This is a genomic window from Sphingomonas ginsengisoli An et al. 2013 (assembly GCF_009363895.1).
GTDB classification, from domain to species: domain Bacteria; phylum Pseudomonadota; class Alphaproteobacteria; order Sphingomonadales; family Sphingomonadaceae; genus Sphingomicrobium; species Sphingomicrobium ginsengisoli.
Genome location: NZ_CP045434.1, coordinates 813,491 through 838,678, shown reverse-complemented (window position 1 = coordinate 838,678; position 25,188 = coordinate 813,491). Strand labels below are relative to the sequence as shown.

Below are 25,188 nucleotides of genomic sequence, written 5' to 3'. Positions count from 1 at the left end.
AGGTGCGAATGGCCGAAAACCTACGCAAATTCGGGCGGGGTGAGAAGCCCGACCAAGTGCAGGCCTTAGTGGCGGGCCTCGTTCGCCGTCGCGTCGTTCGCCGGCTCGGCGAGATTGTCGTCGGCGAGGTTGGCGTCGAGCGCGCGCGCTTGGTCAGTCAGCGCGCGATCGGTGTCGCGGTAGCGCTCGTCGAACGTCCGGCGATCGCCGCATCCGCTCAGCATGGCGAGCATGGCAAAGAGCGACGCGAGCCGAACCATCAGTAGTTCTTCCGATAGCGGACATTGACGTTGGTGCTGTTCGACCCGCCTGCCTGGCTGAGGATCGACAGCGCCCGGCTCAGCGTCACCTCAAGCTGAGTGGCGGTGAAGCCGCGGGCGTCGGTGACCACCTCGAGGTAGATGTTCTTGCTAATATATTTGCCTGCGGCGAGTGCGGTCCCGCGGCCGCTGGTGTCGTCTGGACCGAGGATTCGCAGGCGGTCGATTCCGGCCACCTGCCGCAACTTGCCGAGCGGGTTGAGGCCGCCGCCCGACCCGCGCAACGTGTTGAGCGACGCGGCGAGCTGCACCGCCTGGATCGGCGACAATTGCCCGACCGAATTGCCGAACAGAATGCGCGAGACGATCTCGTCCTGCGGCAGGCCGGGTGAACTGGAGAAGGCGATCTGCGGGTTGAGCACGTTGCCGGTGACGTTCACCGTTACGTCGACGTCGCTGATCGTCTCGGTCGCGGACAGCGCGATGGTGGCGTCGGTGGTGCTCCCACCGGCGAAGCGGATCTGCCCCTGCTGCAGTTCGAAGGAGCGGCCGGCGAAGCCGAGCGTGCCGCGGACAAGGTCGATGTTCCCGGCGATCCGCGGGGCCTGGCTGGTGCCGGTCACGCGAAGGTCGGCGCGCCACTCCGATTCGAGGCCCATGCCGCTGACGAACAATTGTCCCGGCGCGACGATGTTGAGGTCGAGGCGGACGTCGCCAAAGCTGGCTGCGGCCGAGGGCGGCGGGGCATCGCCGGTGACCAATGGGCGGCCGCGCGGAGGCTTGAACCGAACGCCAGTCAATTCGGGCACCTGCGCCGAGCCCTGGCGGATGATCTGATAACGGGTCGCAGGCAACCGCACCGTGCCGGTCAGCACCGGCGACTGATTGGCGTCCTTGACCAGCTGCACATTCCCGCTGGCGGTCACCCGCAGGGCGTCGCTGTTGGCGAGGCGGGCGTTGTCGAGTGACAAAGTGAAGCGCGCGGGATAGCCGCTCGCCGCCGCCAGGCTGACGTAGCCGCTGCCCGTCAGCGTGCCATTGCCGGCCTGGGCATTGAGCTGGTCAATCTCAAGCCGCTCGCCCGTGAATCGGCCCTGCAGGGCGAGATTGGTCAGCCGGGTGCCGTAAGTGGTGTTGGTGTAGGTGAGGCTGCGCCCGCGCACGACGCCTTGCAGCGCCGGCCGCTCGACCCGTCCCGAGAAATCGGCGGCGACGCCGAGCGGCCCGGCGAGGCTCTGGTCGGCAAGTCCTGCGAGCGAGAAGAGCGCGTCGGCCGGGCCGATGTAGCGGATACCGCCGCGCAACGGGGCGCCGGCGATGCGCTGGGTCCAGCCGCCGCTGCCGAGCGGCACGATCGCCGCCTGCACCCGACCGACCACGGTGCTGCGGGTCCGCATCACCGCGTTGAGCGTGGCGGTCCCCGGTGCCAGCCGCGCGACCAGATTGACGTCGAGCGGCCGGCTAACCGCCGCGGCGGTGGTGCGGGTAAAGTTGCGGATGGCGAGGCTGGCGTCGAGCGAGGGGAAGGCATTACCCGCTTGGACGAAGTCGAGGCTGCCGGTTGCCTTGCCGCCGACACCGAGGCCCGGCGCAAAGACATTGACCAGGCCCAAGTCGACTCCGTCGATGCGGCTCTGCAGGCGCAGGGCGTTGCCGTAGCTGCCGGCCAGCCTGGCGCTGCCTTGGTCGAAGTCGATGCGCGTGGGCAGGAGCTCGTAGCTGCCGCTGTGGGGCACGATCCGCGCCGGGCTGGCGGTACGCACGTTCACCCCGTTGATCCGGCCTTGCAACGCGGCGCGCCAGAGATTGGGCTCGAGCGCGCTGTTGAAGGCGATCCGGAAGGGGACGCCAGCAGTGCCCTCGGCGAGGCCACGGGCGAAGCCACGACCACCGCGATAGTTGATCACCGTGCGCAGCGCGTTGATGTCGGTGGTCCCGAAGCGCGCCTGGCCGAGCTGTGCGTCGGCAATGATCTCGGGCTGGTCGTAGAGCGTGACTCGAGCGTCGACGATCGCGCTGCCAACCTGGATGTTGGCCGGTGGCGGCAGCAGCGCGTTGCGAGCGCGCAGATTGATCAGCGCCTGCTGATACTTGCCGGCAGCGGCGAGGCGGACCAGCCCGGCCAAGCCGTCGCCGCGCGCGGTAAGCTGCCCGGCGAACGGCCCCGCCGGCGTTTGCCGGACGCGGCCCTGCACCGTGACACCGGCGAGGGTCGCGCGGCGAATGTCGATCGTCAGCGGCCCCGCCGCAGTCTGCACCGCGACATCGGCGGTGAAGTTGCCGTAATTGCTGCGTCCGGCCGCCTTGACCAGATAAGCGCTGCCGGTCCCCTCGATCTCGGCCCTGAGGCTCGCGATCCCGAGTCCCAGCCCGGGCCGGGCGGCGGTGACGATCGCGCGTGGCTTCGCCACGGTGCCGGTAACCTGCACACCGACCGGCCCATATTGCCGCGAGACGCCGGTGGCGACGAGATTGATCTGCCCGGTCGGATTGTAGCTGCCGCGGCCGTCGGTCACCCGCAGCTGCGGCGAGTTCATCCGGAGCCCGGAAAAGCGCACCACGCCGTCGGTGCCATAGGCGACGTTGCTCGACACCAGGAGGTTGCCGCCGAGGAAGTTGCGCACGCCGTCGTTGAACAACCGGGTCGACTGGGCTCGAACGCGGCCGACGACCGCATAGCCGCTGCGGCCGACGGTCTTCACATCGGCATTGGTGACGATGTTGAAGACGCCCAGGCTGGCGATCCGGTAATTGTCGATCCGTCCGTTGATCGCGCCCGAATAGAAGCCCTTGGCGACATCGGCGAGGACCAGCAGCTTGGCGTCGATCCGGTCCGAGCGGAGGCGCAGATTGTCCGACACGATCCGTGGCCAGTCGACCGCCAGGTCGCCGTCGAGGCGGACATTGGTTAGCGTTCCCCCGGCCACCGTGTCGAGCCCGGTGATCGCGCGCGCGGTCGCGGCGATGGGGACGGCGAGGTGATCACCTTGCCAGCGGGTCGTCCCGACAGCCTCTAGTCCGCGCAGAGCCATGTCGTTGAATGCGAGGGTGGTCGCCGACAGCCGATAGTCGACCGCAGGCCGCATCAGTGCACCGTTGAGCGTCGCCACCGCGCGTAAGTCGCGCCCGGCGAGATTGGGTGCGAGCAACTGCGGCTTGAGCAGGCCGAAGTCGAGGTGGAGTCCATCGAACCGGCTCTGTCCGAGGTCGGCGACGCCGCGCGCGTCAAGGACGAACGCGTCGCTCGACACGCGCCCGGTCAGGTCGGCCCGGCGGTTCGCCCAGGTCGAGGTCAAGGCGACGTTGGTGATCGGGCCGAGCAACGCCGCAGTTGGCCCGGTGACCAGCGACGCCACTCGCGTCGGCCCCTTCACGCCAAAGGTGCCGTTGCGGGCACTCAGCGCCAGCCGCGCGAACGGCGTCCCGCCGAGGTCGGCGAGCAATTGCCCGTTCCACTGTCGCCAGTCGCCGCGGCCGCCCACGCGTAACCGGAGCGGCTTGGCAATGCCGGTCAGCTTGGCCACGACGCCGTTGGCCGGTGCGTTCAGGGCGGCGGTCAGCGCGAGCCGGTTTCGCTCGGGCACCGCGTCGAGCAGCAATTCGAGCCGGTCTCCGCCCCCCACCACGGCGGCGTTTAGCGCGACCTGCGCCCGGCGGTCGGCGATATGTGCCCGGCCCTCCAGGAAGCCGACGCGCCGCACTCCCGTCACCGGTGCGCCCAGCACCAGCCGATCGACCTTGAGGTGGCCGACGTCGATGTCGAGGTCGGGCAGCAGCGGCGCGTTGCTCGGCGGAGTTGCCTTGAACAGGGGCAACCGACCCAGTGTCGCGGTCGGGGCGCTCAGGTCGCGGATGTCGAGGTGGTTGTTGGCGTAAGCGAACGGCCGCCAATCCACCCGCACCAGCGGCGCCGCGAAGAACACGCCCTTGGGATCGGACAGGGTCAGGTCGTGGATGGTCATCGCACCGTAGAGCGAGCCGTCGATCCGCCCGACGCCGACCTTCATCCCGTTGGCGAATTGCAGGCCCTCGATCCGGCTGGCGACGAAGCGGCGACCCGGGTCGGTGTTGATCGCCGCGATCAGCAGTGCGGCCAAGAGCAGCAGGCCGATCAGGATGCCCGCGACCCACTTGGCGATCCGCACCGGCCAGTTGGAGCGATGGCGGACGATCACGACGTCTTCGTCGGGCGTGGCCATCAGAAGGCCTGACCGATCGAGATGTAGATGTTAAATCGGCTCTCACTTGGCTTTCGGCCGAGCGGCGTGGCCACATCCAGCCGCAACGGTCCGAAGTTGGTATAGAAGCGTCCGCCGATGCCGACGCCCGCGCGCAGGTTGCGGAAGCTCGGCACACGCTCGGCGTAGACCTGGCCGGCGTCGACGAACCCGACCACGCCATAATCGCCGAAGCGGTAGCGGACCTCGGCCGCGCCCTCGACCAGGCTCAATCCGCCCAGCGGGCGTCCATCAGGGTCCTTGGGTCCGAGTTGCTGGTAAGCGTAGCCGCGCACCGATCCGCCGCCGCCGGCATAAAAACGCCGCGACGGCGCGAGGTCGGCGCGGTCGATGCCGAGCGTGGTTCCAAGCCGAGCCCGGCCAGCGACGACGATGCCGTCCGACACGGGGTAATAGCCGCTCGCGTCGAACTGGCTGCGTAAGTAGGGGCGGAAACCGTCGCTGAGCGCGCCCTCGGGCTGAACCAGCAGCTGCGCGCGATAGCCCTTGGTCGGTTCGAGCAGGCTGTCGGTCTGGTCGAATCCGACCTGGCCGGTCAGCGCGCCGATCCCGTATTTGCGCTTGGCCCGCCGCCCGAGATCGAAATCGTAATCGTCCTCGACCGTTCCGAGCAACTCGGCTCCCACCGCCCAGGTGAAGGTCTTGCGCCAGATCGGTGTGCTGTCGCGGCTCAGCCGCACGAACAGCCGCCCGGTCAAAGCGTCGAAGGCGTCGTAGCGGCTGCGCAGCGCTTCGAACCCGCCCTGGAAGGTGCGGTCGCGCTTGCCCGCGTTGGAGCGGCGGAAAATCAGGCTCGCGCCCTGTTCCTGCGTTCCCGCGACGGCGGTGGCGATCAACGCTCCTTCGGGCGGGAAAAGGTTGCGATGGGTCCAGCTCGCCTCGACCCGGAAGCCTTGGCCGGTGCCGTAGCCCGCGCTCGCCGCCAGCGTTCGCGGCGGCCCCGCATCCTGCGTGACGAGCACGGTGACATTCTCGGTACCATCGGCGTTGGCTTGGCCGCTGCGTTCGGGCGCCACCGCCACCGTTCGGAACAGCCCGGTCGCGACCAGCGCCTGGCGGAGATCGTCGACCTGGCGGCTGTCGTAAAGCTGGCCGCGCTTGAAGCGGGCGAGCACTTCGACATGACGAACGTCGAACGCTTGTTTGCCGGTCGTGCGGAAGCCGCCAAACCGCGACCGCGGGCCCAGTTCGATCGGCAGCGTATAGTCGCCCAAGTGGGTATCGGGGTCGAGTAGCACGTCGCGTTGGCCGACGGTGGCGAAGGGGTAGCCCTGCTGCGGCAGGACGACCGCGACATTGGCCTCGGCGCCCTGGATCCGTTCGGCCACGATCGGTTCGCCGACGTTGAGCGCGAGGTTCTTGGTGACGAGGTCGGCCGGGATGGTCGGCGCCGTCTTGATGGCGATCGACCCCAATTTATATCGCTCGCCCGGCGAGACCAGCAGCACTGCGGTCGCTGGCGGAGCCGGGCTGGCCGCGGTCGCGCCATTGGCGGGCGCGGGCGTCGCCGCAGCGCGATCGATCCGCGTCTGCACCGTCGCATCGTACCAACCCTCGGCCTGCAATATGCGCTGGAGTAGCTTGCTGTCCTCGGTCAGCCGCGCCGACAGCTGCGCCTCGTTGGCCGCCTTGCCCTTGGCTTCGCGCAGGGCGGAGAGGCCATTAAACTCGCCGGTGAGATTGGTCTCGGTCTCGGCGTCCGCCGTCGCGAGGCCGTCGAGGCGGACCGTGTAGCGCAGTTCGGGAGCGGCCGTGGTGGGCTCGGGTTGGGCATAATCGACTTCGCGCACGTCGAATTGGCCAAGCGGGGTCAGCGGCTGGGCCAGTTCGGGATCGGTCGACGGGGATACCGTCCCCGCCGCACTTTCCTGCGCACGGAGCTTGGCGTGGAAGTCCGTGACACTTTCGAGCGGCTGGTTGAGCGCAGGATCGTCGGCGCCGAGGGGCGGGACCGACCGGTCGAGCTCGCCCTGGCAGACCACCGGTTCGACCGATGGCAAATTGGCGCCGGGGGGCGGGGGCGCCACGTTTGACGCTTCGGGCGGGCAGGGGGGGCGCTCAGTCGGCGGCGGGACCAGCTGCGCCTGCACGGCAGCCGGCGACAAGATCACCGCGGCGACGCCGGCCAGCAGGCGGGCCTGCCCTCGAGAAACGATCTTAAACGCCAAACCCTTGCACATCCGGCGCGCGCAGGCGCCGGCATCCCCCTTGCGTGTCGGTCGACAATCAAAGCCTCGGTTTCGGCAAGGTTCCGCACCCCTCTAGGGCGACGCGCCCATGGAAGGCGGCTGTTGCTTAGTCGACACACCGATGCGCGGAAGGCGGTTGGTCTTCGACCCCAACAATAACGCCTCGCGCGACCGTCTCCCGGCCGCGCTCCTTATGCTTTCCTAATGTCGGCGCATATCGATCCGCATGGACCCTTGATGGCGATGCAGCCCAGATGCCGTGCGAGCGTGAGTGATGCACGCACCGGGAAGGAAGGCCGCCGCCATGCCCCTTTTGAGGTTTGCGCCGAGGCGCTCGCCGTTCGCCACCGTCGGTGGGATCGCGCTTGGTCAGTTGCTGGTGGCGCTCGCCACGCTGGTTGCGCTCGCGGTAGCGAGCCGATGGGGCAGCGCGGCGGTCGACATGCTGTTCCTACCCGCCGTCCTTGCCGCCGCCATTTGGGGCGGGGTGTGGCCGGCGTTGCTGGCGGCGGTTAGCGCGGCACTCGCCTATAATTACTTCTTCACCGCGCCTTACCACACCCTGCGGATCACTTCGGCCGCCGATGTGGTCGACGTCGTGGTGCTGTTCCTCGTCGCGCTGGTCGCCAGCCAGCTCGCCGCCGCGATCCGCAACGAGGCGGCGCGGGCGGAAGCTCATGCCGCGCGCAATGCCACCATCGCGGGCTTCGCGCGCCGATTGCTCGGGGCGAGCAGCGAGAACGAAATTGCCGACGCCGCCTGCGCCGAGGCGAGCACCATCTTCGGCTGCAATGCGGCGCTTTATCGCGGGGCACCGCAGCCGGTCCGGCTGTCGGTCTGTCCAGCCGAGGCGGCGAGCACGCCGGCCGACCTTGCGGCGGTCCTGCATACGCTGCGCAGCGGTGAAGCCGCCGGTCGCGATACGCCGCGGCTAAACCCCGCCGACTGGACGTTCTTTCCGGTCGGGGACGGTCGTGAGCCGGTCGCTGCGCTTGGCCTCGCTCGTGACGACGGCGCGCCGCCCGTCGGCGACGATCAGCGGCTCCTGCTCGACAGCCTGCTTGACCAGGTCGCGCTGGCGCTCAGCCGCGTTCGCGGGTCCGCGCCGGCCCCCCTCGGACAAGCGGCCTGATCCTTATGCCATTCTTATCCGGAACACCGCGCTTCGCTCGCGCACGCTTACGGGCGCGCGGCCTAAGGGAGCATCCGACCGGCGGCGTGGGCCGCCCGGTGGAGAAGCTCGCCATGCCTGCCCTCGTCACTTTCTGTCCGACCAGCGTTCGTCCGATGCGCGATATGAAGCCTGCGCCGCGCGCCGGCCACCTGACGACTGCCGTCGTCGGAACGGTCCTTGCTTTGGCCTTTCCGCTGCTGCCGAGTGCGGCGCAGGCGCAGACGGCCGAGCAAAGCACCCTGCCGGCGTCCGAACCCGCCACACCGCCGCCTGTCCTTGGCCCCTCATTGACTGGCCCGCTCACGCTCAACCCCAAGCCGTTGCTGGTGGACGGCGGTCCACTCGGGCCGATCGGGATCAGCGGGGTCGTCAGTGTCCTCGGCTCAGTCCAGTCCGATCCATCACCCGGCGACCGCCACGACCGTGGGCTGCTCACCAATGGCCAACTGATCGTCCAGTCGACCGAGGGGCCGGTGCAATTCTACGCCCAGGTTGGCGGCTATTCGATCCCGACATTGGGCACTCCGCTAATCGGCGCGCGCCGCTACAGCCGCGACACTTACGGGCTGGTCCCGGTCGCTTATGTGAAGCTGGTTCCAAGCGACCATTTCAGCCTGCAGATTGGCAAGCTCTACACGCTGCAAGGGGCCGAGAACGCGTTCTCGTTCCAGAATTTCAACGTCGAGCGCGGACTGCTGTTCAACCAGACCAGCACGATCAACCGCGGCGTCCAGACCAATGTCTCGGCCGGCAGGCTAAGCATCTCGGTGGCGCTGACCGACGGCTATTATTCCAAGCGCTACAACTGGCTGTCGGGCACGATCGGCTACGCCGCGTCCCCGACCGACAGCGTCACGCTGGGGCTCGCCGCCAACCTCGGCCGCACCACCAAGGCGAGTTTCGCCACGCCGACCGTCCTCAACAACGGGCAGCTCTATTTTCTGAGCTGGACCCACACCGCGGGGAAGTTGACGCTCCAGCCCTATGTCCAGGTCGGGCATATCCCGGCCGATCCGGTGCTCGGCATCGCCCACAGCGTATCGACCTACGGCGCCGCATTGCTCGGCAAATATAGCCTGAGCAGCCGGTTCGCGGTCGCGGCCCGCGCCGAGTGGATCAAGTCGACCGGCAGCGCCGCCAATGGCGCGCCGAGTCTGGTCTACGGGCCGGGCAGCAGCGCCTGGTCACTGACCGTCACCCCGACCTGGCAGCACGGCATCTTCTTCGTCCGGCCCGAGGCGTCGCTGGTGCGCGCCGCCAAGGTGGCGCCCGGCTTCGGGCTCGGCGCCGATCTCTCCCACCGTTCGCAGGTCCGCGGCCTTGTCGAGGCCGGGATCATCTTCTGACCAACAAGGAGCGCCGTCATGGCCGATGTCCTCTGGCTTACCTTCGCGCTCGCGCTGACCGCGGCCGCCTTGATCTACGTCCGCCTGCTCGGCGACGACCGCCCGGAGCGCGGCGCATGACTCTCGAACTTGTCCTCGGTGCGCTGACCGCGGTCGGCCTGCTCATCTATCTCATCGCCGTGCTCGCCCGGCCGGAGCGCTTCTGACATGGCCAACACCACACTCCACGGCTGGGCGCTGATCGCCCTGTTCGTCACCCTGACCTTCGCCATGGCGAAGCCGTTCGGCGCCTTGCTATTCGCGCTGCTTGAGGGTCGCGTTCCGCGCGGGCTGAGTTTTTTGGCGCCGGTCGAACGGCTGCTCTATCGCGCCGGCGGGATCGATCCGGAACGCGAGCAGGGGTGGCGCGGCTATGCCGTCGCCTTGCTGCTGTTCAGCCTGCTCGGCATTCTCCTGACTTATGCGATTGAGCGACTGCAATTTTACTTGCCGCTCAATCCGCAAGGGTTTGCGGGTGTGCCGGCGCCGGTCGCCTTCAACACCGCGGTGAGTTTCATCACCAACACCAATTGGCAGAGCTATTCGGGCGAGGCGACCATGTCGAACCTCACCCAGATGGCCGCGCTGGCAGTGCATAACTTCCTTTCCGCGGCGACCGGGATCGCCATCGCCTTTGCGTTGATTCGTGGATTCAGCCGGCGCGAGGCGGCCGGTATCGGCAATTTCTGGGCCGACCTTGTCCGGGTGACGCTCTACCTGCTGCTTCCGCTGTGCCTGGTCTATGCGCTGATCCTGGTCGCGCTGGGCGTGCCGCAGACGCTGGCCGGCTCGGTTACCGCGACCACGCTGGAAGGCGCGCGCCAGGTGATCGCGCTGGGTCCGGTTGCCTCGCAGGTCGCGATCAAGATGCTCGGTACTAACGGCGGCGGTTTCTTCAATGCCAATGCCGCGCACCCGTTCGAAAACCCCGGGGACCTCAGCAATTTCATCCAGATGCTGTCGATCTTCGCACTCGGCGCCGGGCTCACCTGGACCTTCGGCAAAGCCGTCGGCAATCCGCGCCAGGGTTGGGCGATCCTCGCCGCGATGATGATCCTGATGAGCGGGGGCGCCGCCGCGACCTACGTCGCCGAAAGCGCCGGCAACCCCATCCACAACGCGCTCGGCGTCGATGCCGCCTCCGGCAACATGGAGGGCAAGGAAGTCCGCTTCGGCACCGCCGCCTCCGCCCTGTTCGCGACCGTCACCACCGACGCCTCGTGCGGCGCGGTCAACGCGATGCACGACAGCTTCACGCCGCTGGGCGGACTCATCCCGATGTTCAATATCCAGCTGGGTGAAATCGTCGTCGGCGGGGTCGGGGCCGGGCTCTACGGCTTCCTGCTGTTCGCCATCCTGGCGATCTTCGTCGCCGGGCTGATGGTTGGCCGCACCCCCGAATATGTCGGAAAGAAGATCGAAGGGCGTGAGGTCAAGCTGGCGGTGCTCGCCATCGCGGTCCTGCCGCTGATGATCCTCGGGCTGACAGCACTCGCCTCGGTTCTGCCGCAAGGCCTCGAGGGTCTCCTCAACAAGGGCCCCCACGGGACTAGCGAGATGCTTTACGCGTTCAGCTCGGCGACCGGGAATAATGGCTCCGCTTTCGCGGGCCTGACAGCGTCCAATCCGTTTTGGTCGGGCACCTTGGCGCTAGCGATGTTCGTCGGCCGTTTCTTCATGATCGTTCCCGCGCTTGCCATCGCCGGATCGCTCGCCGCCAAGACCAGCCATCCCGACGGTCCGGGCTCATTCCCGACGACGGGCGGGCTGTGGGTCGGCCTGCTGGTCGGGCTAATCTTGATCCTCGGTGGCCTGACCTTCCTGCCCGCACTCGCCCTCGGCCCCGTCGCCGACCAGCTGGCGATGCTCCGCGGCCAGCTCTTTTAAGGATCGCAAAAAACCGTGCCCCGTTCCGAGCGCACCCAAGTCTCGATCTTCAGCCGGGTCCTGATCGTTCCCGCGATCGGCCAGTCGTTCCGCAAGCTCGACCCGCGCCAGCTCGTCCGCAATCCGGTGATGTTCACCACCGCGGTGGTCGCCCTGCTGCTTACGGTGCTGATGGCCGCCGGCGCCTGGACCGCGAGCCTTGGCTTCCAGCTGCAGCTGGTGTTCTGGCTGTGGCTGACGGTGCTGTTCGGCAATTTTGCCGAGGCGCTGGCGGAAGGGCGTGGCAAGGCGCAGGCCGCCTCGCTCCGCGACACCAAGTCGCAATTGAGCGCCAAGCTCATCAAGGGCAACGACACCCGGGTCGTCCCCGCCGCGCAGCTGCGCGCCGGCGACCTAGTGCTGGTCGAAACGGGCGACCTCATCCCGGCCGACGGCGACGTCGTCGGCGGGGTCGCCTCGGTCAACGAGGCCGCGATCACTGGTGAGTCCGCGCCCGTCATCCGCGAGGGTGGCGGCGACCGGTCGGCGGTGACCGCAGGCACCCGCGTCATCTCCGACTGGATCAAGGTCCGCGTCACCCAGGAGCCGGGGCAGGGCTTCCTCGACCGGATGATTGCGCTGGTCGAAGGCGCCGAGCGCCAGAAGACCCCCAATGAGGTCGCGCTGACCATCCTGCTGGTCGGGCTGACGATCATCTTCCTGATCGCGGTGGCGACCATTCCGGGTTTTGCGGCCTATGCCGGGGGCAGCATCCCGGTGCCGCTGCTCGCCGCGCTGCTCATCACGCTCATCCCGACCACCATCGCGGCGCTGTTGTCGGCGATCGGAATTGCCGGGATGGACCGGCTGGTTCGCTTCAACGTGCTCGCCAAGTCGGGCCGCGCGGTCGAGGCGGCAGGCGACATCGACGTCATGCTGCTCGACAAGACCGGCACCGTCACCATCGGCGACCGCCATGCGACCGAGTTCAAGCCGTTGCCTGGCGTGAGCGAGCGGGAGTTGGCCGAAGCCGCCTATCTGTCGAGCTTGGCCGACGAGACCCCCGAAGGCCGCTCGATCGTCGCTTTGGCGCGCGAACGTTATGGGGTCGCCGACCAGGGCATGCCGGAAGGGGCCGAGGTCGTCCCATTCACCGCCCAGACCCGCATCTCGGGCCTGAAGACCGCCGACCTGCTGATCCAGAAAGGGGCGGTGGATTCAATCCTTAAAGAGGTCGGCGGCGCTGCGGGCGGCGGGGCGGTGACCGAATTGCAAGCGCTCGCCGCCGCCATCGGCCGCGCCGGGGGCACGCCGTTGGCGGTGGCACGCAACGGTCGACTGCTCGGCGTGCTCCAGCTCAAGGACATCCTCAAGTCCGGGATGCGTGAGCGCTTCGCTCAACTGCGGACCATGGGCATCCGCACGGTGATGATCACCGGCGACAACCCCCTTACCGCCGCGGCGATCGCTGCCGAAGCCGGGGTCGACGATTTCCTTGCCGAGGCAACCCCGGAGGACAAGCTCGCTCTCATTCGCCGCGAGCAGACCGGCGGGCGGCTGGTGGCGATGTGCGGTGACGGCACCAACGACGCGCCCGCGCTGGCGCAAGCCGATGTCGGGCTGACCATGAACACCGGCACCCAGGCCGCGCGCGAGGCGGGCAACATGGTCGACCTCGACAGCGACCCGACCAAGCTCATCGAGGTCGTCGGGCTCGGCAAGCAGTTGCTGATGACGCGCGGCGCGCTGACCACTTTCTCGGTCGCCAACGACGTCGCCAAATATTTCGCGATCATCCCGGCGATCTTCGTCATCCTCTATCCCGCGCTAAGCGTCCTCAACGTGATGGGGCTGCACAGCTCGAACAGCGCGATCCTGTCGGCGATCATCTTCAACGCGCTGATCATTCCGCTGCTCGTCCCGCTCGCGCTCAAGGGCGTGACTTACCGGCCCGGGCCGGCGGGCGAGATCCTCCGCCGCAACCTCGCCGTCTATGGCGTCGGCGGCCTCGTCGCGCCGTTCATCGGTATCAAGCTCATCGACCTGGCCGTCAGCGGCCTCGGCCTCGCCTGAAGGAGAACATCATGGGCACCGATCTCAAGACCGCGCTTCGTCCGGCGTTCGTCCTCCTCTTGCTTCTCACCATCCTCACCGGGCTCGTCTATCCGCTGACGGTGACCGGCGTCGCGCAATTGGCCTTGCCCGCCCAGGCCAACGGCAGCCTGGTGCGCGACGGTGACCGGATCGTCGGCTCGGCGCTGATCGGGCAGGACTTTGCGGCGCCGCGCTATTTTCATCCGCGACCGTCGGCGGCGGGAGCCGGCTATGACGCGTCGGCCTCCTCGGGCTCGAACCTCGGGCCGACTTCGAAGGCGCTGGCCGACAACATCCGCGGCCGCATTCAGGAAGCGCGCGCGGCCGGGATCACCGGGCCGATCCCGGCCGACCTCGTCACGGCTTCGGGCTCAGGCCTCGACCCCGACATCTCGCCCGCTAATGCCATGGCGCAGGCGCCGCGGGTCGCTGCCGCGCGCGGGATGCCGGTCGAAGCCGTGCGCGCGCTGATCGCGGCTGCGACGGTGCCCGGTACGCTTGGCCTGCTCGGTGAACCGCACCTCAACGTGCTCGCGCTCAATCGACAACTCGATTCCCGCGGCGCACAACCGGGCCAGTGAGCGCCCGGTCCGACACCCCCCGACCATCACCCGACGCGCTGCTGCGCGTGGCGGCACAGGAGGGGCGCGGCCGGCTCAAGCTGTTCCTTGGCGCGGCGCCCGGGGTCGGCAAGACTTATGAGATGTTGAGCGAGGGCCAAGCCCGCCGCCGCGACGGCAGTGATGTCGTCATCGCGGTGGTCGAGACCCACGGCCGGGCCGAGACAGAGGCGCTGACCCGCGACCTCCCCGTCATCCCGAAGAAGTCGATCGACTATCAGGGCCGCACCCTCGCCGAACTCGATCTCGATGCGGTTCTCGCCAGGCGTCCGGCGCTCGCGCTGGTCGACGAGCTCGCCCACACCAACGCACCGGGCTGCCGCCATCCCAAGCGCTGGCAGGATGTCGAGGAACTGCTCGCCGCCGGGATCGATGTCTATTCCACCCTCAACGTCCAGCACATCGAAAGCCTCAACGACGTCGTCGCCTCGTTCACCAAGGTCCGCGTGCGCGAGACCGTGCCTGACCGGATCGTCGAGCAGGCCGAGATCGAGCTGGTCGACATTCCGCCCGACGAGCTGATCGAGCGGCTCAAGGCCGGCAAGGTCTATGTCCCCGCCGAGGCAACCCGGGCGCTCAGCCACTTCTTCTCCAAGTCCAACCTTTCGGCTCTGCGCGAGCTGGCGCTGCGCCGGGCGGCACAGGCGGTCGATGCGCAAATGCTCGACTATGTCCGTGCCCATGCGCTGGCGGGCAATTGGGCGGCGGGAGAACGGATCGTGGTCGCGGTCAGCGAGTTGCCCGGCGCGGGCGCGCTCATTCGCGCCGCCAAGCGCCTCGCCGACGCCCAGCGCGCGCCGTGGAGCGCGGTCTATGTCGAGACCCCGCGCTCGCTCGGCTTCAGCGATGCCGACCGCCAACGGCTGTCCGACAACCTTCAGCTCGCCACCCAGCTCGGCGCGACGGTCGGCAGCATCGCCGCCTCGCGTGTGGTCGACGGGCTTCAGTCGTTCATGGCCGAGGTCCGCGCGACCCAGCTCGTGGTCGGCAAGTCGGCTCGCTCGCGCTGGTTTGAGCTGCGCCACGGCTCGGTCGTCGATCGGCTGGTGCGCGAGACGCCCGGGGTCGCGGTTCATGTGCTGCCGATGGACGGGGAAGGGGACACCGCGACGGCACGGGCTTCGCGCAAGCGATCGCCGACCTCATGGGGCAGCCCGCTTAGCTATCTCCTGTCGCTGCTGCTGGTCGCACTTTTCACTGGCGTGGCAATCGCCGCCGACGCCTTCGGCGGTCTTACCAATGTCGCCTTGGTCTACCTTGTCCCGGTGCTCGCCGCGGCGAGCTGGTACGGCTGGAAGACCGGGGTCTTCACCGGCCTGTGCTCGGCGCTCGCCTACAACTTCTTCTTCCTCCCGCCACGCTACACCTTCACCATCCAGGATCCCGAGAACGTCCTGACCCTGGTGGTGTTCATCGGCGTGGCAGTGGTGACCAGCCAGCTGGCGGCGCGGGTCCGGGTCGAGGCCGACATCGCGGCGCGCAGTTCGGGGCGCAATGCCGCGCTCGCCAGCTTCGCCCGAACGCTTGCCGGACTCACCACTCCGCAGGAACTCGGCCAGACGCTGTGCGGCGAGGTCGCGCGCCAGTTCGACGTCAACACCATCTTCCTCAGGCGCGGGCGAAGCGCGCTGGAGGTAGTCGCCGCTGTCCCGCCCGACGCCAGCCTCGGCACGATCGACGAGGCGGCGGCCGAGTGGGCGCTCGACCATGGCGAGCCGACTGGCCGCGCCTCGGGGACGCTCGCCGCCGCCGAATGGCTGTTCTATCCCTTGCGCTCGGGCGGGCGGGCGCTCGGGGTCGTCGGGATCGCCCGCGGCGACGGTGCCGATCCGGTCCGCGCCGACCAGACGCCCTTCTTGCTCAGCTTCATCGACCAGGCGGGGCTGGCTCAGGAACGAATCGGCCTGGCGGAAGAAATGGCGGCCGTTGCCCAGCTGCGCGAACGCGACCGGCTGCGAGGCGCGCTGCTGTCGTCGGTCAGCCACGATCTGCGCACACCGCTGACGACCATCATCGCCGCGCTCGACGCGCTCAAGAAGCAGGGGCGAAGCGATCTTGCGCTGCTCAGCGAGATCGAAAGCCAGAGCGAGCGACTGAGCCGGTTCGTCGGCAATTTGCTCGATATGGTGCGGGTGGAGGCGGGCGGGCTCCGGCTCAAGCTCGCTCCGGTCGACCTCACCGAGGCGGTGGCAGGCGCGGCTGACGACCTCCGCCCGGAACTCGCTTCCCATCCGCTAAGGGTGACGATCCCGCCCGACCTGCCGCTGGTGCGGGTCGATCCGCAACTGCTTCACCAGTGCCTCGTCAACCTCCTCGAGAATGCCGCCAAATTCTCGGCGGCCGAGGCTCCCATCGGGATCGTCGCCGAGCGCGAGCCCGGCGCGGTTCGCCTCGCCGTCGTCGATGCCGGGACGGGGCTGGCGCCGGGCGACGAGCAGCGCGTGTTCGAGACCTTCGTCCGGCTCGAGGGCTCCGACCGCAAGGGCGGGACGGGGCTGGGCCTGGCGATCGTCAAGGGATTTGCCGGGGCGATGGGAATCGAGGTGTCCGCCCGCAATAACGCGGACGCGCCCGGCGCGCGCTTCACCCTTCGGTTTCCCGACGCTACGCTGGTCCGCATGAGCGACGGCGCGGCATGAACCGGCACAAGATCGTCGTGGTCGACGACGAGCCCGCCATCCGCCGCCTGCTGCGCGCCGCGCTCGAGCGCGATGGCCACCATGTGATCGAGGTCGGCACTGGCCGCGACCTCATATCGGCGCTGGCGATCGACCGGCCCGACGCGGTTCTGCTCGACCTCGGCTTGCCTGACCGCGACGGGCTCGAACTCGTCCCGCTGGTCCTCCAGGCGGATGCCGCTCTGCTGATCGTCTCGGCCCGCGAGGAGACGGAAGAGAAGGTTGCCGCGCTCGACCTTGGCGCCGACGATTATGTCACCAAGCCGTTCGACACCGATGAGGTGCTTGCCCGCCTGCGCCGCGCCCTCCGCCAGCGGCTAGGCAGCGGCGGCAGTGCACCGCTGGTGGTCGAAGGACTCGAAATCGATCTGCTCAACCGCCGTGTGCGCCGCAACGGCGCCGAAGTGCATCTCACCCCGCGCGAGTACAGCCTGCTCGCCGAGCTGGCACGGCATCCCGGCCGGGTCATCACCCACAGCCAGCTGCTGCGGACGATCTGGGGACCGGCCCATGCCCACAATGTCGAATATCTGCGAGTTACCGCGCGCGGCTTGCGGATGAAGATCGAGGTTGATCCGGGCCGCCCTTCGATCGTCCGAACCGAAGCCGGAGTCGGCTATCGGTTGGCCGAGGGGCGCTAACGGTGCGCGTCAGAAAAGCGCGGGGGCGTCGGGTCGGATGACCAGGGCCGTCACCACAAAGCTGGCGAAGGACAGAGCCCACGGACTGGCGGCAAGACGGTCGAGGAGCGGCGTCCGCTCACGGCGGCGCGGCGGCTTGGCGGGCTGGCGCATCAGGCGAACACCGCACGCGTGAAGAACAGGTCGTGCGCCGCCTGGAGCGCGGCGAAGGTCAGCAGCGCCGTCGCTACGATCACGGCATAGAAGCGCGGTGTCATGCGGCCGCTGGCGCGCGGCGGGACCGGCTGGCTGAACAAGGCGTCGGCCATGCGCTGCGCATTTGAAGAAAGGTCAGGCACGGGCGACGATCCCGTTTTGCGCGACTGAGGACACGGGGGCGACGGTGACGCCGACGGTCACAGCGCTGAGGGCAAGCGCGGCCGAGGCGGCGGTGAGGGCCTGGCGGAGGGAGAGGAGGTTCACGGCTTCGATCCTTTCGAGCAGTCCGCGCCTTTGCGGACGACGGTCGAAGCTATTCAAGAAGTGTGCCAGTCGAAAAATGTTTGTGATTTCAACGGCGGGGCTGCCGCGAGCGAGCGCGAATGACAGACGCAGCGCTAAAGGTCGGTAAAATCTACCATCCCAAAGACCGTTGCGATCAAGTGGGAATGGTGAGCCCTGTTGGGTTCGAACCAACGACCTGCGGATTAAAAGTCCGATGCTCTACCGACTGAGCTAAGGGCCCGCGCTGACGGCGCTTGGCGCCAATTAGTCGCGCGGACGCCGCCGGGCAAGGCGCTCGGCCAAATGGCGGACGGTAAGCGCCCCGCTGACCCGCCAGCCGGGGGCGATCGCCAGCAAGGGCTGCAGCGCGAAGGTCCGCTCGGCCAGCCGGGGATGGGGAATGGTGAGCCCCGCGCCGGTAAACGCCCCGCCGCTCCACAGCAGCAGATCGAGATCGAGGACGCGGGCGCTCCAGCGCTTGCCGAGCCGCCGCCCGAACGAGCGTTCGAGCGCCTTCAGCTCCGACAACAGCGCGATTGGATCAAGGTCGGTCTCGACGAGCGCGACGGTGTTGGCGAAGTCGCGGCCAGCGCCTCCGGTCGCGGCATTGAGCAGGATCGGCGAGGCGTCGAACAGCGCATAGCGGCGGTCGAGCTCGGCGATCGCGGCGGCAACCACACCCGCCGGACGGCCATAGCGTCCGTGCGACCGGTTAGAGCCGATCCCGATGGCATAGAGGTGGGACATGGCGCTCGCCTTATGCGCTGAGGCTGATCTTGTCGAAGGGGAGGGCAAGCCCTTCGACAAGCCCGGGCCGAGCGCTATGGTGCGAGCCATGCCCTCCGCCGCGCCGCCCGTCGTGTCACCCGTGCCCCACGCCGAGGCGCCGCGCGACTGCCCGTTGTGCCCGCGGCTGGTTCGCTTCCGGGCAGAGTGCCGGGCCGAGCATCCTGACTGGTGGAACGCGCCCGTTCCGGCGTTCGGCGACCCCCAGGCCTGGCTGGCGGTGGTCGGGATGGCGCCGGGCAAGCAGGGCGCCAACCGCACCGGGCGGCCGTTCACCGGCGATTTCGCGGGGGAGCTGCTTTACGCCACCCTGCTCAAATTCGGGCTCGCCACCGGAACCTACCGCGCCGACCCGGCCGACGATGTCCGGCTGAGCGGGGCTGTGATCCTCAACGCGGTCAAATGCCTGCCGCCCGCCAACAAGCCCGAGCCGGGCGAGATCGCGACCTGTCGCAGCTATTTCGAGGAGGCGCTGGCGCAGCTGCCGCGCCTGCGAGTGATGGTCGCGCTCGGTGCGATCGCCCATGCGGCGGCGGCCAAGGCGCTTGGGCTGAGGCCGATGCACGCGCGGTTCGGGCATGGGTCGGAGGTGGTCGCCGCGGACGGGACGATCCTGCTCGGGACCTATCACTCCAGCCGCTACAACCAGAACACCGGCCGGCTCGACGCGCCGATGTTCGAGGCCGTGTTCGCCCGTGCGCTCGCGCTCAAGCCCGCCTGATACGCTGCGCACCGAGCGGCTGCTGCTGCGTCGCGCTCGGCCCGACGATGCGCCCGCACTCCATGCGATCATGCGCCAGCCGCTGGCGATGCGTTATTGGTCGACTGTGCCGCATCCCGACCTCGCCACCACCGAGGCGTTCGTGGCGAGCATGATCGACCCGCCGCACGCGGGCAGCGACGAGTTCGTCGTCGAGACCGAGGGGCGGGTGATCGGCAAGTTCGGCGCCTGGCGACTGCCCGACTTCGGCTATCTGCTCGACCCCGCGATGTGGGGCCGCGGCTATGCGAGCGAGGCGCTGGCGGCGTTCATTGTCCACCGCCGCGCGCACGGCAGCACCGAGCTAACGGCCGACACCGACCCGCGCAACGCGGCCAGCATCCGCCTGCTCCAGCGCCACGGCTTCACCGAAAGCGGTCGCGCCGTCCGCACCTGGCTGGTCGGCGGCGAATGGTGCGACAGCATCTATTGGCGGCTGCTGCTCTGACCCTCCAGATTGTACCGTTTCGGTACGGCGAAGTTTCCAAGTTTCCTTGGTTCGGGGGTTACCCGGCCGTTTATCGTGCCAAGTCGGGACGCGAAGTTTCCATGTTTCCCTGGTGGCCGGTGCGACTGCTGCGCGATGATGTCGAACAGCAGAGGTCCAACATCAACGAACGGTCGCTTTATAGCCGATCTGGTTCGTGTAGGACAGCGTCGCGGGGCGGTGTGGCCTAGATGTCCTGCACCAGCCGGCCGTACAGCTCGGGCCGGCGGTCGCGGAAGAAGCCGAAGGCGGCGCGGTGGCGGCGCGCCTGGTCGATGTCGAGCGTGGCGGTGAGCACACCGGTCTCCTCGGCGCCAAACTCTGCCAGCAGGTCGCCGCGCTCGTCGCAGATGAAGCTGTGACCGTAGAAGCGCTGACCGCCCTCGATGCCGATGCGGTTGGCCGCGACCACGGGAACGACGTTGCTGACCGCATGGCCGATCATCGCCCGCCGCCACAGCCGCGAGGTGTCGAGGTCGGGGTCGTGCGGCTCGGTCCCGATGGCGGTGGGGTAGAAGAGGATTTCGGCCCCCATCAGCATCATCGCGCGGGCGGTTTCTGGATACCATTGGTCCCAGCAGACCCCGACGCCGAAGGTGGTCGCCTGCGGACCGTGCCAGACCTTGAAGCCGGTGTTGCCGGGGCGGAAGTAGAACTTTTCCTCATAGCCGGGCCCGTCGGGGATGTGGCTCTTGCGGTAGAGGCCGGCGATGTTGCCGCTCGGATCGACCATCGCCAGGCTATTATAGTGGTGCGGCCCGTCACGCTCGAAGAAGCTGGTCGGAATCCAGATGCCGAGCTCCTTGGCCAGCGACTGCATGGCGGTGACGCTCGGATGCTCGGCGGTCGGCCGGGCGGTGGCGAACAGCCCCTCGTCCTCGGTCCGGCAGAAATAGGGCCCTTCGAACAGTTCGGGCGGGAGCACGACCTCGGCGCCCTTGCCCGCGGCCTCGCGGACGAGGTCGGCAACGTTGCGGATATTCTCGGCGGTGTCCTCGCCGAAAGCGAGCTGGAGCGCGGCGACGGTGATCTTGGTCATGGCTACTCAGGTAGTTGCTGGCTGATGCAATGGAAGCTTCCGCCGCCGGTCAGGATATGGTCGGCGCGCAGGCCCACCACCGTTCGGCCGGGGAACAGAGCCTCGATCGCGTGGACTGCGGCGGCGTCGTTCTCCGCGCCGTAGAGCGGGACGACGACAGCGGCATTGCCGATCAGGAAGTTCATGTAGCTCGCCGGCACGATCTCGCCGTCGCGCTCGACCCGGCCGGGGGACGGGACCGAGACGACGTCGAGGCCGGCGGCGGCGAGGCGCCGGGCGGCGTCGACATAGACCGCCTTGTTTGGGTCGTCGGCGGTGGCGGCGGGGATGGCGACGCGGCCCGGGGCGACGAACCGCGCCAGATTGTCGATGTGGCCGTCGGTATGGTCGTTGGCGAGCCCCTCGCCGAGCCACACCACCCGCTCGAGCCCGAGGTCGCCCTGCAGGCGCTCCTCGATCCCGGCGCGGTCGAGCGACGGGTTGCGATTGGGATTGAGCAGGCATTGCTCGGTGGTCAGCGCGGTGCCCGAGCCGTCGAACTCAATCGCGCCGCCTTCAAGGACCCAGTCGGCGCGGCGGTAGGGAAGCTGCTCGCGCTGGGCGAGGCGCTGGCCGATGCTCTCATCGCCGGGTAGGTCGTACTTGCCGCCCCAGCCGTTGAAGCGGAAGCCCTGCGCCTGCTTGGGCGTGCCGCCGCCGCCGAGCACGATCGGCCCGGTGTCACGCAGCCAGATATCGCCGAACGGCTCGACCAGCACAGTCGCGAACGGGGCCAGCTTGCGGGCGGCCTTGGCGGCGACCTCGTTGGCGGTGACCAGCTTTATCTCTTCGCCCCGGCCGTCGGCATGCAGCGCCTTGGCAAGCGCCGCCACCTCGGCCTGCGCGGGCGTGAGGTCATCGAGCCACAGTTCAGGATCGGAGGGAAAACCAATCCACATCGCCGCGTGCGGCGCCCATTCGGGCAGGGGTGTCGTCATGCGCGCGCCGGTATCAGAGGCGGCCCCATGCGCCAAGTTGCGCGCGCCTCCGAAATCGGCATGTTGCGGCAGATCAAGTGGGGGATTTGTGATCATGCGTAAGTTTTGTGTCGGGCTGATGTGTTCGGCTCTCTCGACTGTTGCCTGGGCGCAGGCGGCGGCGCCTGTTCCCGCCGGGGCTGCGGCCGCTCCGGCGGCAGGGGCGAGCGTGGACGCGGCGCGTTTCGGGGCTCGCGAGAACGTCAACGGAATGAGCTTGTCGCCCGGCGGCGGGCTGGTCTCGTTCATTGCCCCCGCGCCGAGCGGAAGCGGCTCGGTCGCCTTTACCGCCAATCTCGCGACCGGGGACTTGAAGCCGTTTCTGCGCGGCGTGCGGCCGGGCGAATCGCTGCGCTGGTGCCGGTTCGTCACCGACAGCCGGTTGATCTGCCGCTACGCGGTGACCCAGTCGCTCGCCGGCAAGCTCATCCCGTTCACACGGACCATGGCCGTCAATGCCGACGGTACCGGACAAAAGGAACTCGGCCAGCAAGAGAGCTTCTACGACGCCTCGCTGCGCCAGTTCGATGGCGCGGTGATCGACTGGCTGCCGGGGCAAGGCGGGTCGGTGCTAATGACCCGCACATTCATTCCCGAGGCGGGCAACATCGGCACGCATATCGTCCGCGACAAGAGCGGCCTGGGGGTCGTCCGGATCAATACGGTGACCATGGCGGTCGACCAGGTCGAGGCGCCGCACGAGGGCGTGTCGGACTATCTGAGCGATGGTCGCGGAACGGTCCGCATCCAGGAATTGCAGGGTCACGACGGCGACCAGCTGACCGGCAAGTACAGCTATCAGTATCGCGTCGCGGGCTCGCGTGACTGGAAGCGGCTGACGCCGTTCCAGGACGCTGACCAGTTCGTCCCGCTGGCGGTCGATGCGACCAGCGACAGCGTCTATGCGCTGAAGCCGCTCAACGGGCGCCAGGCGCTTTACCGCGTCAAGTTGACCGATCCGATCGCGACCGAGCTGGTGGCGTCGAACCCGCGGGTCGACATCGACAATGTGGTGCGTTCGGCCAATGGCGCGAAGGTGATCGGCTACACGCTGGTCGAGGACAAACGGCAGACGATCTACTTCGACCCCGAATATAAGGCGCTGCACGACAGGCTCGCGCGAGCGCTGCCCAAGCTGCCGCTGCTCGAATTCCTCAATTCGAGCGCCGACGACAGCAAGACGCTGATGTTCGCCGGGTCGGACAGCAATCCGGGCACCTTTTACGTCTACGACAAGACGACGAAGCAGATGGGCGAGGTGCTGCCGGCGCGGCCCGAACTCAACGGCGTCACGCTCGCCTCGGTCCAGCCGGTGTCGATCCCCGTCGCCGACGGGTCGAGCATGGTGGCCTATCTCACGCTGCCGCCGGGCAAGCCCGCCAAGGGGCTGCCCGCGGTAGTCCTGCCGCATGGCGGGCCGAGCGCGCGCGACGAGTGGGGATTCGACTGGCTGGCGCAGTTCCTTGCGGCGCGCGGCTATGCCGTGCTCCAGCCCAATTATCGCGGCTCGGCTGGCTTTGGCGACGCCTGGCTGATGGAGAATGGGTTCAAGAGCTGGCAGGTGTCGATGGGCGACATCGCTTCGGGCGCGCGGTGGATGGCGAGCCAGGGCATCGCCGATCCCAACCGGATGGCGATCGTCGGCTGGTCTTACGGGGGCTATGCGGCGCTGCAGCTCGCCGCGACCCAGCCGAGCCTGTTCAAAGCGGTTGCGGCGGTCGCTCCGGTGACCGACCTCGGCATGCTGAAGCGCGAGGCCGAGGGCTTCACCAACCAGGAAGTGACCGAGCGGTTCATCGGTACGGGCCCGCACATCCGTGACGGCTCGCCGCTGCAGCATGCCGCAGCGATCAAGGTGCCGGTGCTGCTCGCGCACGGCAATCTCGACATGAATGTCGGGGTCGACGAGTCGGTGCGGATGGACGCGGCGCTGCGCGCCAACGGGACTTCGGTGAAGTTCCTACGCTACCCAGCGCTCGACCACCAGCTCGAGGACAGTGCGGCACGGCGCGAGCTGCTGACCCAGATCAGCACCTTGCTCGACCAGACCATCGGCCACTGACACGAAAAAGGGGGCGGTGCCGCGTGGCACCGCCCCCTTTTTGATTGGCCGTGGCGCGCCGATCAGCGCGAGTAGAATTCGACCACGAGGTTCGGCTCCATCCGGACCGGATAGGGCACCTCGTCGAGCTTCGGCACGCGGGTGTAGGTCACCTTGGTGTTGCCGTCGGCGACGACGTAGTCGGGGATCTCGCGCTCGGCCAAGCTCTGCGCCTCGAGGACCAGCGCCATCTCCTGCGCCTTGGGGCCCAGCTCGATGACATCGTTCACGTCGCAGCGACGCGAGGCGATGTTGCACTTGATGCCGTTGACGCGGATGTGGCCGTGGCTGACCAGCTGACGCGCGGCCCAGATCGTCGGCGCGAACTTGGCGCGGTAGACGATCATGTCGAGCCGACGCTCGAGCAGGCCGATGAGGTTCTGGCTGGCGTCGCCCTTCATGCGGCTGGCCTGCTGGAAGGTCTGCTTGAACTGCTTCTCGGTGACGTCGCCGTAATAGCCCTTGAGCTTCTGCTTGGCGCGCAGCTGGATGCCGAAGTCGGACATCTTGCTCTTGCGGCGCTGGCCGTGCTGGCCGGGGCCATATTCGCGGCGGTTGACCGGGCTCTTGGGCCGTCCGAAGACGTTTTCGCCCATGCGGCGGTCGAGCTTATACTTGGCGCTGGTGCGCTTCGACATGTCAGTTCCTCAATTGCGTTACGTACATGTGCCCGGAACCGCGCTGCGACCCACCTTGAGATGGCGCAGGGCATCCGCTTCACCGGGCGTGCGGAGCCAATTGCGAGCGCGGCCCGTAGCCGCAAAGGGTTGCGCGGGTCAAGGTTGGCGGCCACAGGGCGGCGCCATGACCGACGTCCGCGCCCCCACCGACTGCACCACCATGGCCGAGGTTCGCCAAGGGGTCGACGAGGTCGACCGCCAGATCGTTGCGCTAATCGCCCGCCGCTTCGGCTACATGGACGCCGCGGCGCGGATCAAGCCCGACCGCGCGGCGGTGCGCGACGAATGGCGCAAGGCCGACGTCAAGGCCAAGGTCGACGCCTCGGCCGAGGCCGCCGGGATCGACCGTGCGCTGATGAGCCGGCTCTACGAAGATCTGATCGAGACCTCGATCGCGCACGAATTCGACGAATACGACCGCACGCGCGGCTGAGCCTTTAGCGCTGGCTGGCGGCGATCCGCTGCGCTTCCTCGACTTCGTGGCTGCGGACGAGGTCTTCATCCTGCCATTCGGCTTCGGTCTTACAAATCCGGTCTTTGCCCATGCGCGAGCCAGTGACCTCGTAGGTCCGACAGATTTTCTTGGGCGGGGCCGCGCGGGCAGGCGCGGGGGCGGGCGTCGCTGCCGGAGTGGCGGCCGGGTCGGCTCCGAACAGCGTGGCGGCAGCAAGCAAAAGCAACATGGCGAAAT

At 68.2% G+C, this 25,188-nt stretch carries 22 protein-coding genes and 1 tRNA gene; 12 read left to right on the top strand and 11 right to left on the bottom strand.

What is annotated here, in order from left to right; genetic code table 11:
- Positions 1-65: 65 nt before the first annotated feature.
- Genes GCU42_RS04020 through GCU42_RS04010 form a run of 3 tightly spaced genes read right to left on the bottom strand, consistent with a single transcriptional unit; the run spans position 66 to position 6,666 of the window.
- Positions 66-260, bottom strand: a complete 195-nt coding sequence (locus GCU42_RS04020) for a hypothetical protein (RefSeq protein ID WP_114228920.1) — start codon at positions 258-260, stop codon at positions 66-68.
- Entirely contained in the window at positions 260-4,459 is a 4,200-nt protein-coding gene (locus tag GCU42_RS04015) for a translocation/assembly module TamB domain-containing protein (protein WP_114228921.1), read from the bottom strand. Before GCU42_RS04015 ends, GCU42_RS04020 begins: the two co-directional genes overlap by 1 nt.
- On the bottom strand, positions 4,459-6,666 hold the full coding sequence (locus GCU42_RS04010; protein WP_240309564.1) for an autotransporter assembly complex protein TamA: 2,208 nt from the start codon (positions 6,664-6,666) through the stop codon (positions 4,459-4,461). The genes GCU42_RS04015 and GCU42_RS04010 overlap by 1 nt, the downstream gene beginning before the upstream one ends.
- Before the next feature lie 325 nt (positions 6,667-6,991).
- On the opposite strand from GCU42_RS04010, the gene GCU42_RS04005 reads away from it, so the two are divergent.
- The 8 genes from GCU42_RS04005 (at position 6,992) to GCU42_RS03970 (ending at position 17,145) form a co-directional block, all read left to right on the top strand.
- Positions 6,992-7,819, top strand: a complete 828-nt coding sequence (locus GCU42_RS04005) for a DUF4118 domain-containing protein (protein WP_162789345.1) — start codon at positions 6,992-6,994, stop codon at positions 7,817-7,819.
- A gap of 113 nt (positions 7,820-7,932) precedes the next feature.
- Positions 7,933-9,207, top strand: a complete 1,275-nt coding sequence (locus GCU42_RS04000; RefSeq protein WP_162789347.1) for an outer membrane beta-barrel protein — start codon at positions 7,933-7,935, stop codon at positions 9,205-9,207.
- A gap of 116 nt (positions 9,208-9,323) precedes the next feature.
- On the top strand, positions 9,324-9,413 hold the full coding sequence (kdpF, locus tag GCU42_RS03995; protein WP_114228925.1) for a K(+)-transporting ATPase subunit F: 90 nt from the start codon (positions 9,324-9,326) through the stop codon (positions 9,411-9,413).
- 1 nt (position 9,414) lies between these two features.
- Entirely contained in the window at positions 9,415-11,133 is a 1,719-nt protein-coding gene (gene kdpA / locus GCU42_RS03990; RefSeq protein WP_114228926.1) for a potassium-transporting ATPase subunit KdpA, read from the top strand.
- A 15-nt stretch (positions 11,134-11,148) separates the two neighbouring features.
- Positions 11,149-13,185 carry a potassium-transporting ATPase subunit KdpB gene (kdpB, locus tag GCU42_RS03985; protein WP_114228927.1) on the top strand — a complete coding sequence of 679 codons (2,037 nt, stop codon included), beginning with the start codon at positions 11,149-11,151 and terminating at the stop codon, positions 13,183-13,185.
- A gap of 11 nt (positions 13,186-13,196) precedes the next feature.
- Positions 13,197-13,787 (top strand): potassium-transporting ATPase subunit KdpC, encoded by a 591-nt coding sequence (kdpC, locus tag GCU42_RS03980; RefSeq protein ID WP_114228928.1) that lies wholly within the window; start codon positions 13,197-13,199, stop codon positions 13,785-13,787.
- Positions 13,784-16,465, top strand: coding sequence for a sensor histidine kinase (locus tag GCU42_RS03975; RefSeq protein ID WP_114228929.1), 2,682 nt, complete (start codon positions 13,784-13,786; stop codon positions 16,463-16,465). The genes kdpC and GCU42_RS03975 overlap by 4 nt, the downstream gene beginning before the upstream one ends.
- The gene (locus GCU42_RS03970; protein WP_114228930.1) at positions 16,462-17,145 is read left to right on the top strand and encodes a response regulator; all 684 of its coding nucleotides are present in this window, start codon (positions 16,462-16,464) and stop codon (positions 17,143-17,145) included. Before GCU42_RS03975 ends, GCU42_RS03970 begins: the two co-directional genes overlap by 4 nt.
- A 152-nt stretch (positions 17,146-17,297) precedes the next feature.
- Here GCU42_RS03970 and GCU42_RS14970 read toward each other — a convergent pair whose 3' ends face one another.
- The 4 genes from GCU42_RS14970 to folK all read right to left on the bottom strand — a co-directional run bounded on the left by GCU42_RS14970 (position 17,298) and on the right by folK (position 18,375).
- Entirely contained in the window at positions 17,298-17,453 is a 156-nt protein-coding gene (locus tag GCU42_RS14970) for a hypothetical protein (RefSeq protein WP_162789349.1), read from the bottom strand.
- 22 nt (positions 17,454-17,475) lie between these two features.
- The gene (locus GCU42_RS15490; RefSeq protein ID WP_275887923.1) at positions 17,476-17,607 is read right to left on the bottom strand and encodes a hypothetical protein; all 132 of its coding nucleotides are present in this window, start codon (positions 17,605-17,607) and stop codon (positions 17,476-17,478) included.
- A 186-nt stretch (positions 17,608-17,793) separates the two neighbouring features.
- Positions 17,794-17,869: transfer RNA gene (locus GCU42_RS03965), tRNA-Lys, on the bottom strand.
- A gap of 23 nt (positions 17,870-17,892) precedes the next feature.
- The gene (folK, locus tag GCU42_RS03960; protein ID WP_114228932.1) at positions 17,893-18,375 is read right to left on the bottom strand and encodes a 2-amino-4-hydroxy-6-hydroxymethyldihydropteridine diphosphokinase; all 483 of its coding nucleotides are present in this window, start codon (positions 18,373-18,375) and stop codon (positions 17,893-17,895) included.
- Positions 18,376-18,463: 88 nt separating this feature from the next.
- Between folK and GCU42_RS03955 the strand changes: the two genes are divergently transcribed.
- Positions 18,464-19,135, top strand: a complete 672-nt coding sequence (locus tag GCU42_RS03955; RefSeq protein ID WP_114229042.1) for a uracil-DNA glycosylase family protein — start codon at positions 18,464-18,466, stop codon at positions 19,133-19,135.
- Positions 19,110-19,622, top strand: a complete 513-nt coding sequence (locus GCU42_RS03950; RefSeq protein ID WP_240309565.1) for a GNAT family N-acetyltransferase — start codon at positions 19,110-19,112, stop codon at positions 19,620-19,622. Before GCU42_RS03955 ends, GCU42_RS03950 begins: the two co-directional genes overlap by 26 nt.
- Before the next feature lie 226 nt (positions 19,623-19,848).
- Here the strand turns inward: GCU42_RS03950 and aguB are convergent, their stop codons facing one another.
- Complete coding sequence (gene aguB / locus GCU42_RS03945) at positions 19,849-20,700, bottom strand: N-carbamoylputrescine amidase (RefSeq protein WP_114228933.1); 852 nt, start codon at positions 20,698-20,700, stop codon at positions 19,849-19,851.
- Between the two features lie 2 nt (positions 20,701-20,702).
- Positions 20,703-21,677, bottom strand: a complete 975-nt coding sequence (locus GCU42_RS03940; RefSeq protein WP_114228934.1) for an agmatine deiminase family protein — start codon at positions 21,675-21,677, stop codon at positions 20,703-20,705.
- A gap of 94 nt (positions 21,678-21,771) precedes the next feature.
- Between GCU42_RS03940 and GCU42_RS03935 the strand changes: the two genes are divergently transcribed.
- Positions 21,772-23,778 carry an alpha/beta hydrolase family protein gene (locus GCU42_RS03935; protein ID WP_162789351.1) on the top strand — a complete coding sequence of 669 codons (2,007 nt, stop codon included), beginning with the start codon at positions 21,772-21,774 and terminating at the stop codon, positions 23,776-23,778.
- Between the two features lie 62 nt (positions 23,779-23,840).
- Here the strand turns inward: GCU42_RS03935 and rpsD are convergent, their stop codons facing one another.
- Positions 23,841-24,455: a 30S ribosomal protein S4 gene (gene rpsD / locus GCU42_RS03930; RefSeq protein WP_114228936.1), complete on the bottom strand. Its 615-nt coding sequence runs from the start codon at positions 24,453-24,455 to the stop codon at positions 23,841-23,843.
- A gap of 166 nt (positions 24,456-24,621) precedes the next feature.
- On the opposite strand from rpsD, the gene GCU42_RS03925 reads away from it, so the two are divergent.
- Positions 24,622-24,930: a chorismate mutase gene (locus GCU42_RS03925; RefSeq protein ID WP_114228937.1), complete on the top strand. Its 309-nt coding sequence runs from the start codon at positions 24,622-24,624 to the stop codon at positions 24,928-24,930.
- 4 nt (positions 24,931-24,934) lie between these two features.
- Here GCU42_RS03925 and GCU42_RS03920 read toward each other — a convergent pair whose 3' ends face one another.
- On the bottom strand, positions 24,935-25,180 hold the full coding sequence (locus tag GCU42_RS03920; protein ID WP_152569438.1) for a hypothetical protein: 246 nt from the start codon (positions 25,178-25,180) through the stop codon (positions 24,935-24,937).
- Positions 25,181-25,188 lie beyond the last annotated feature (8 nt).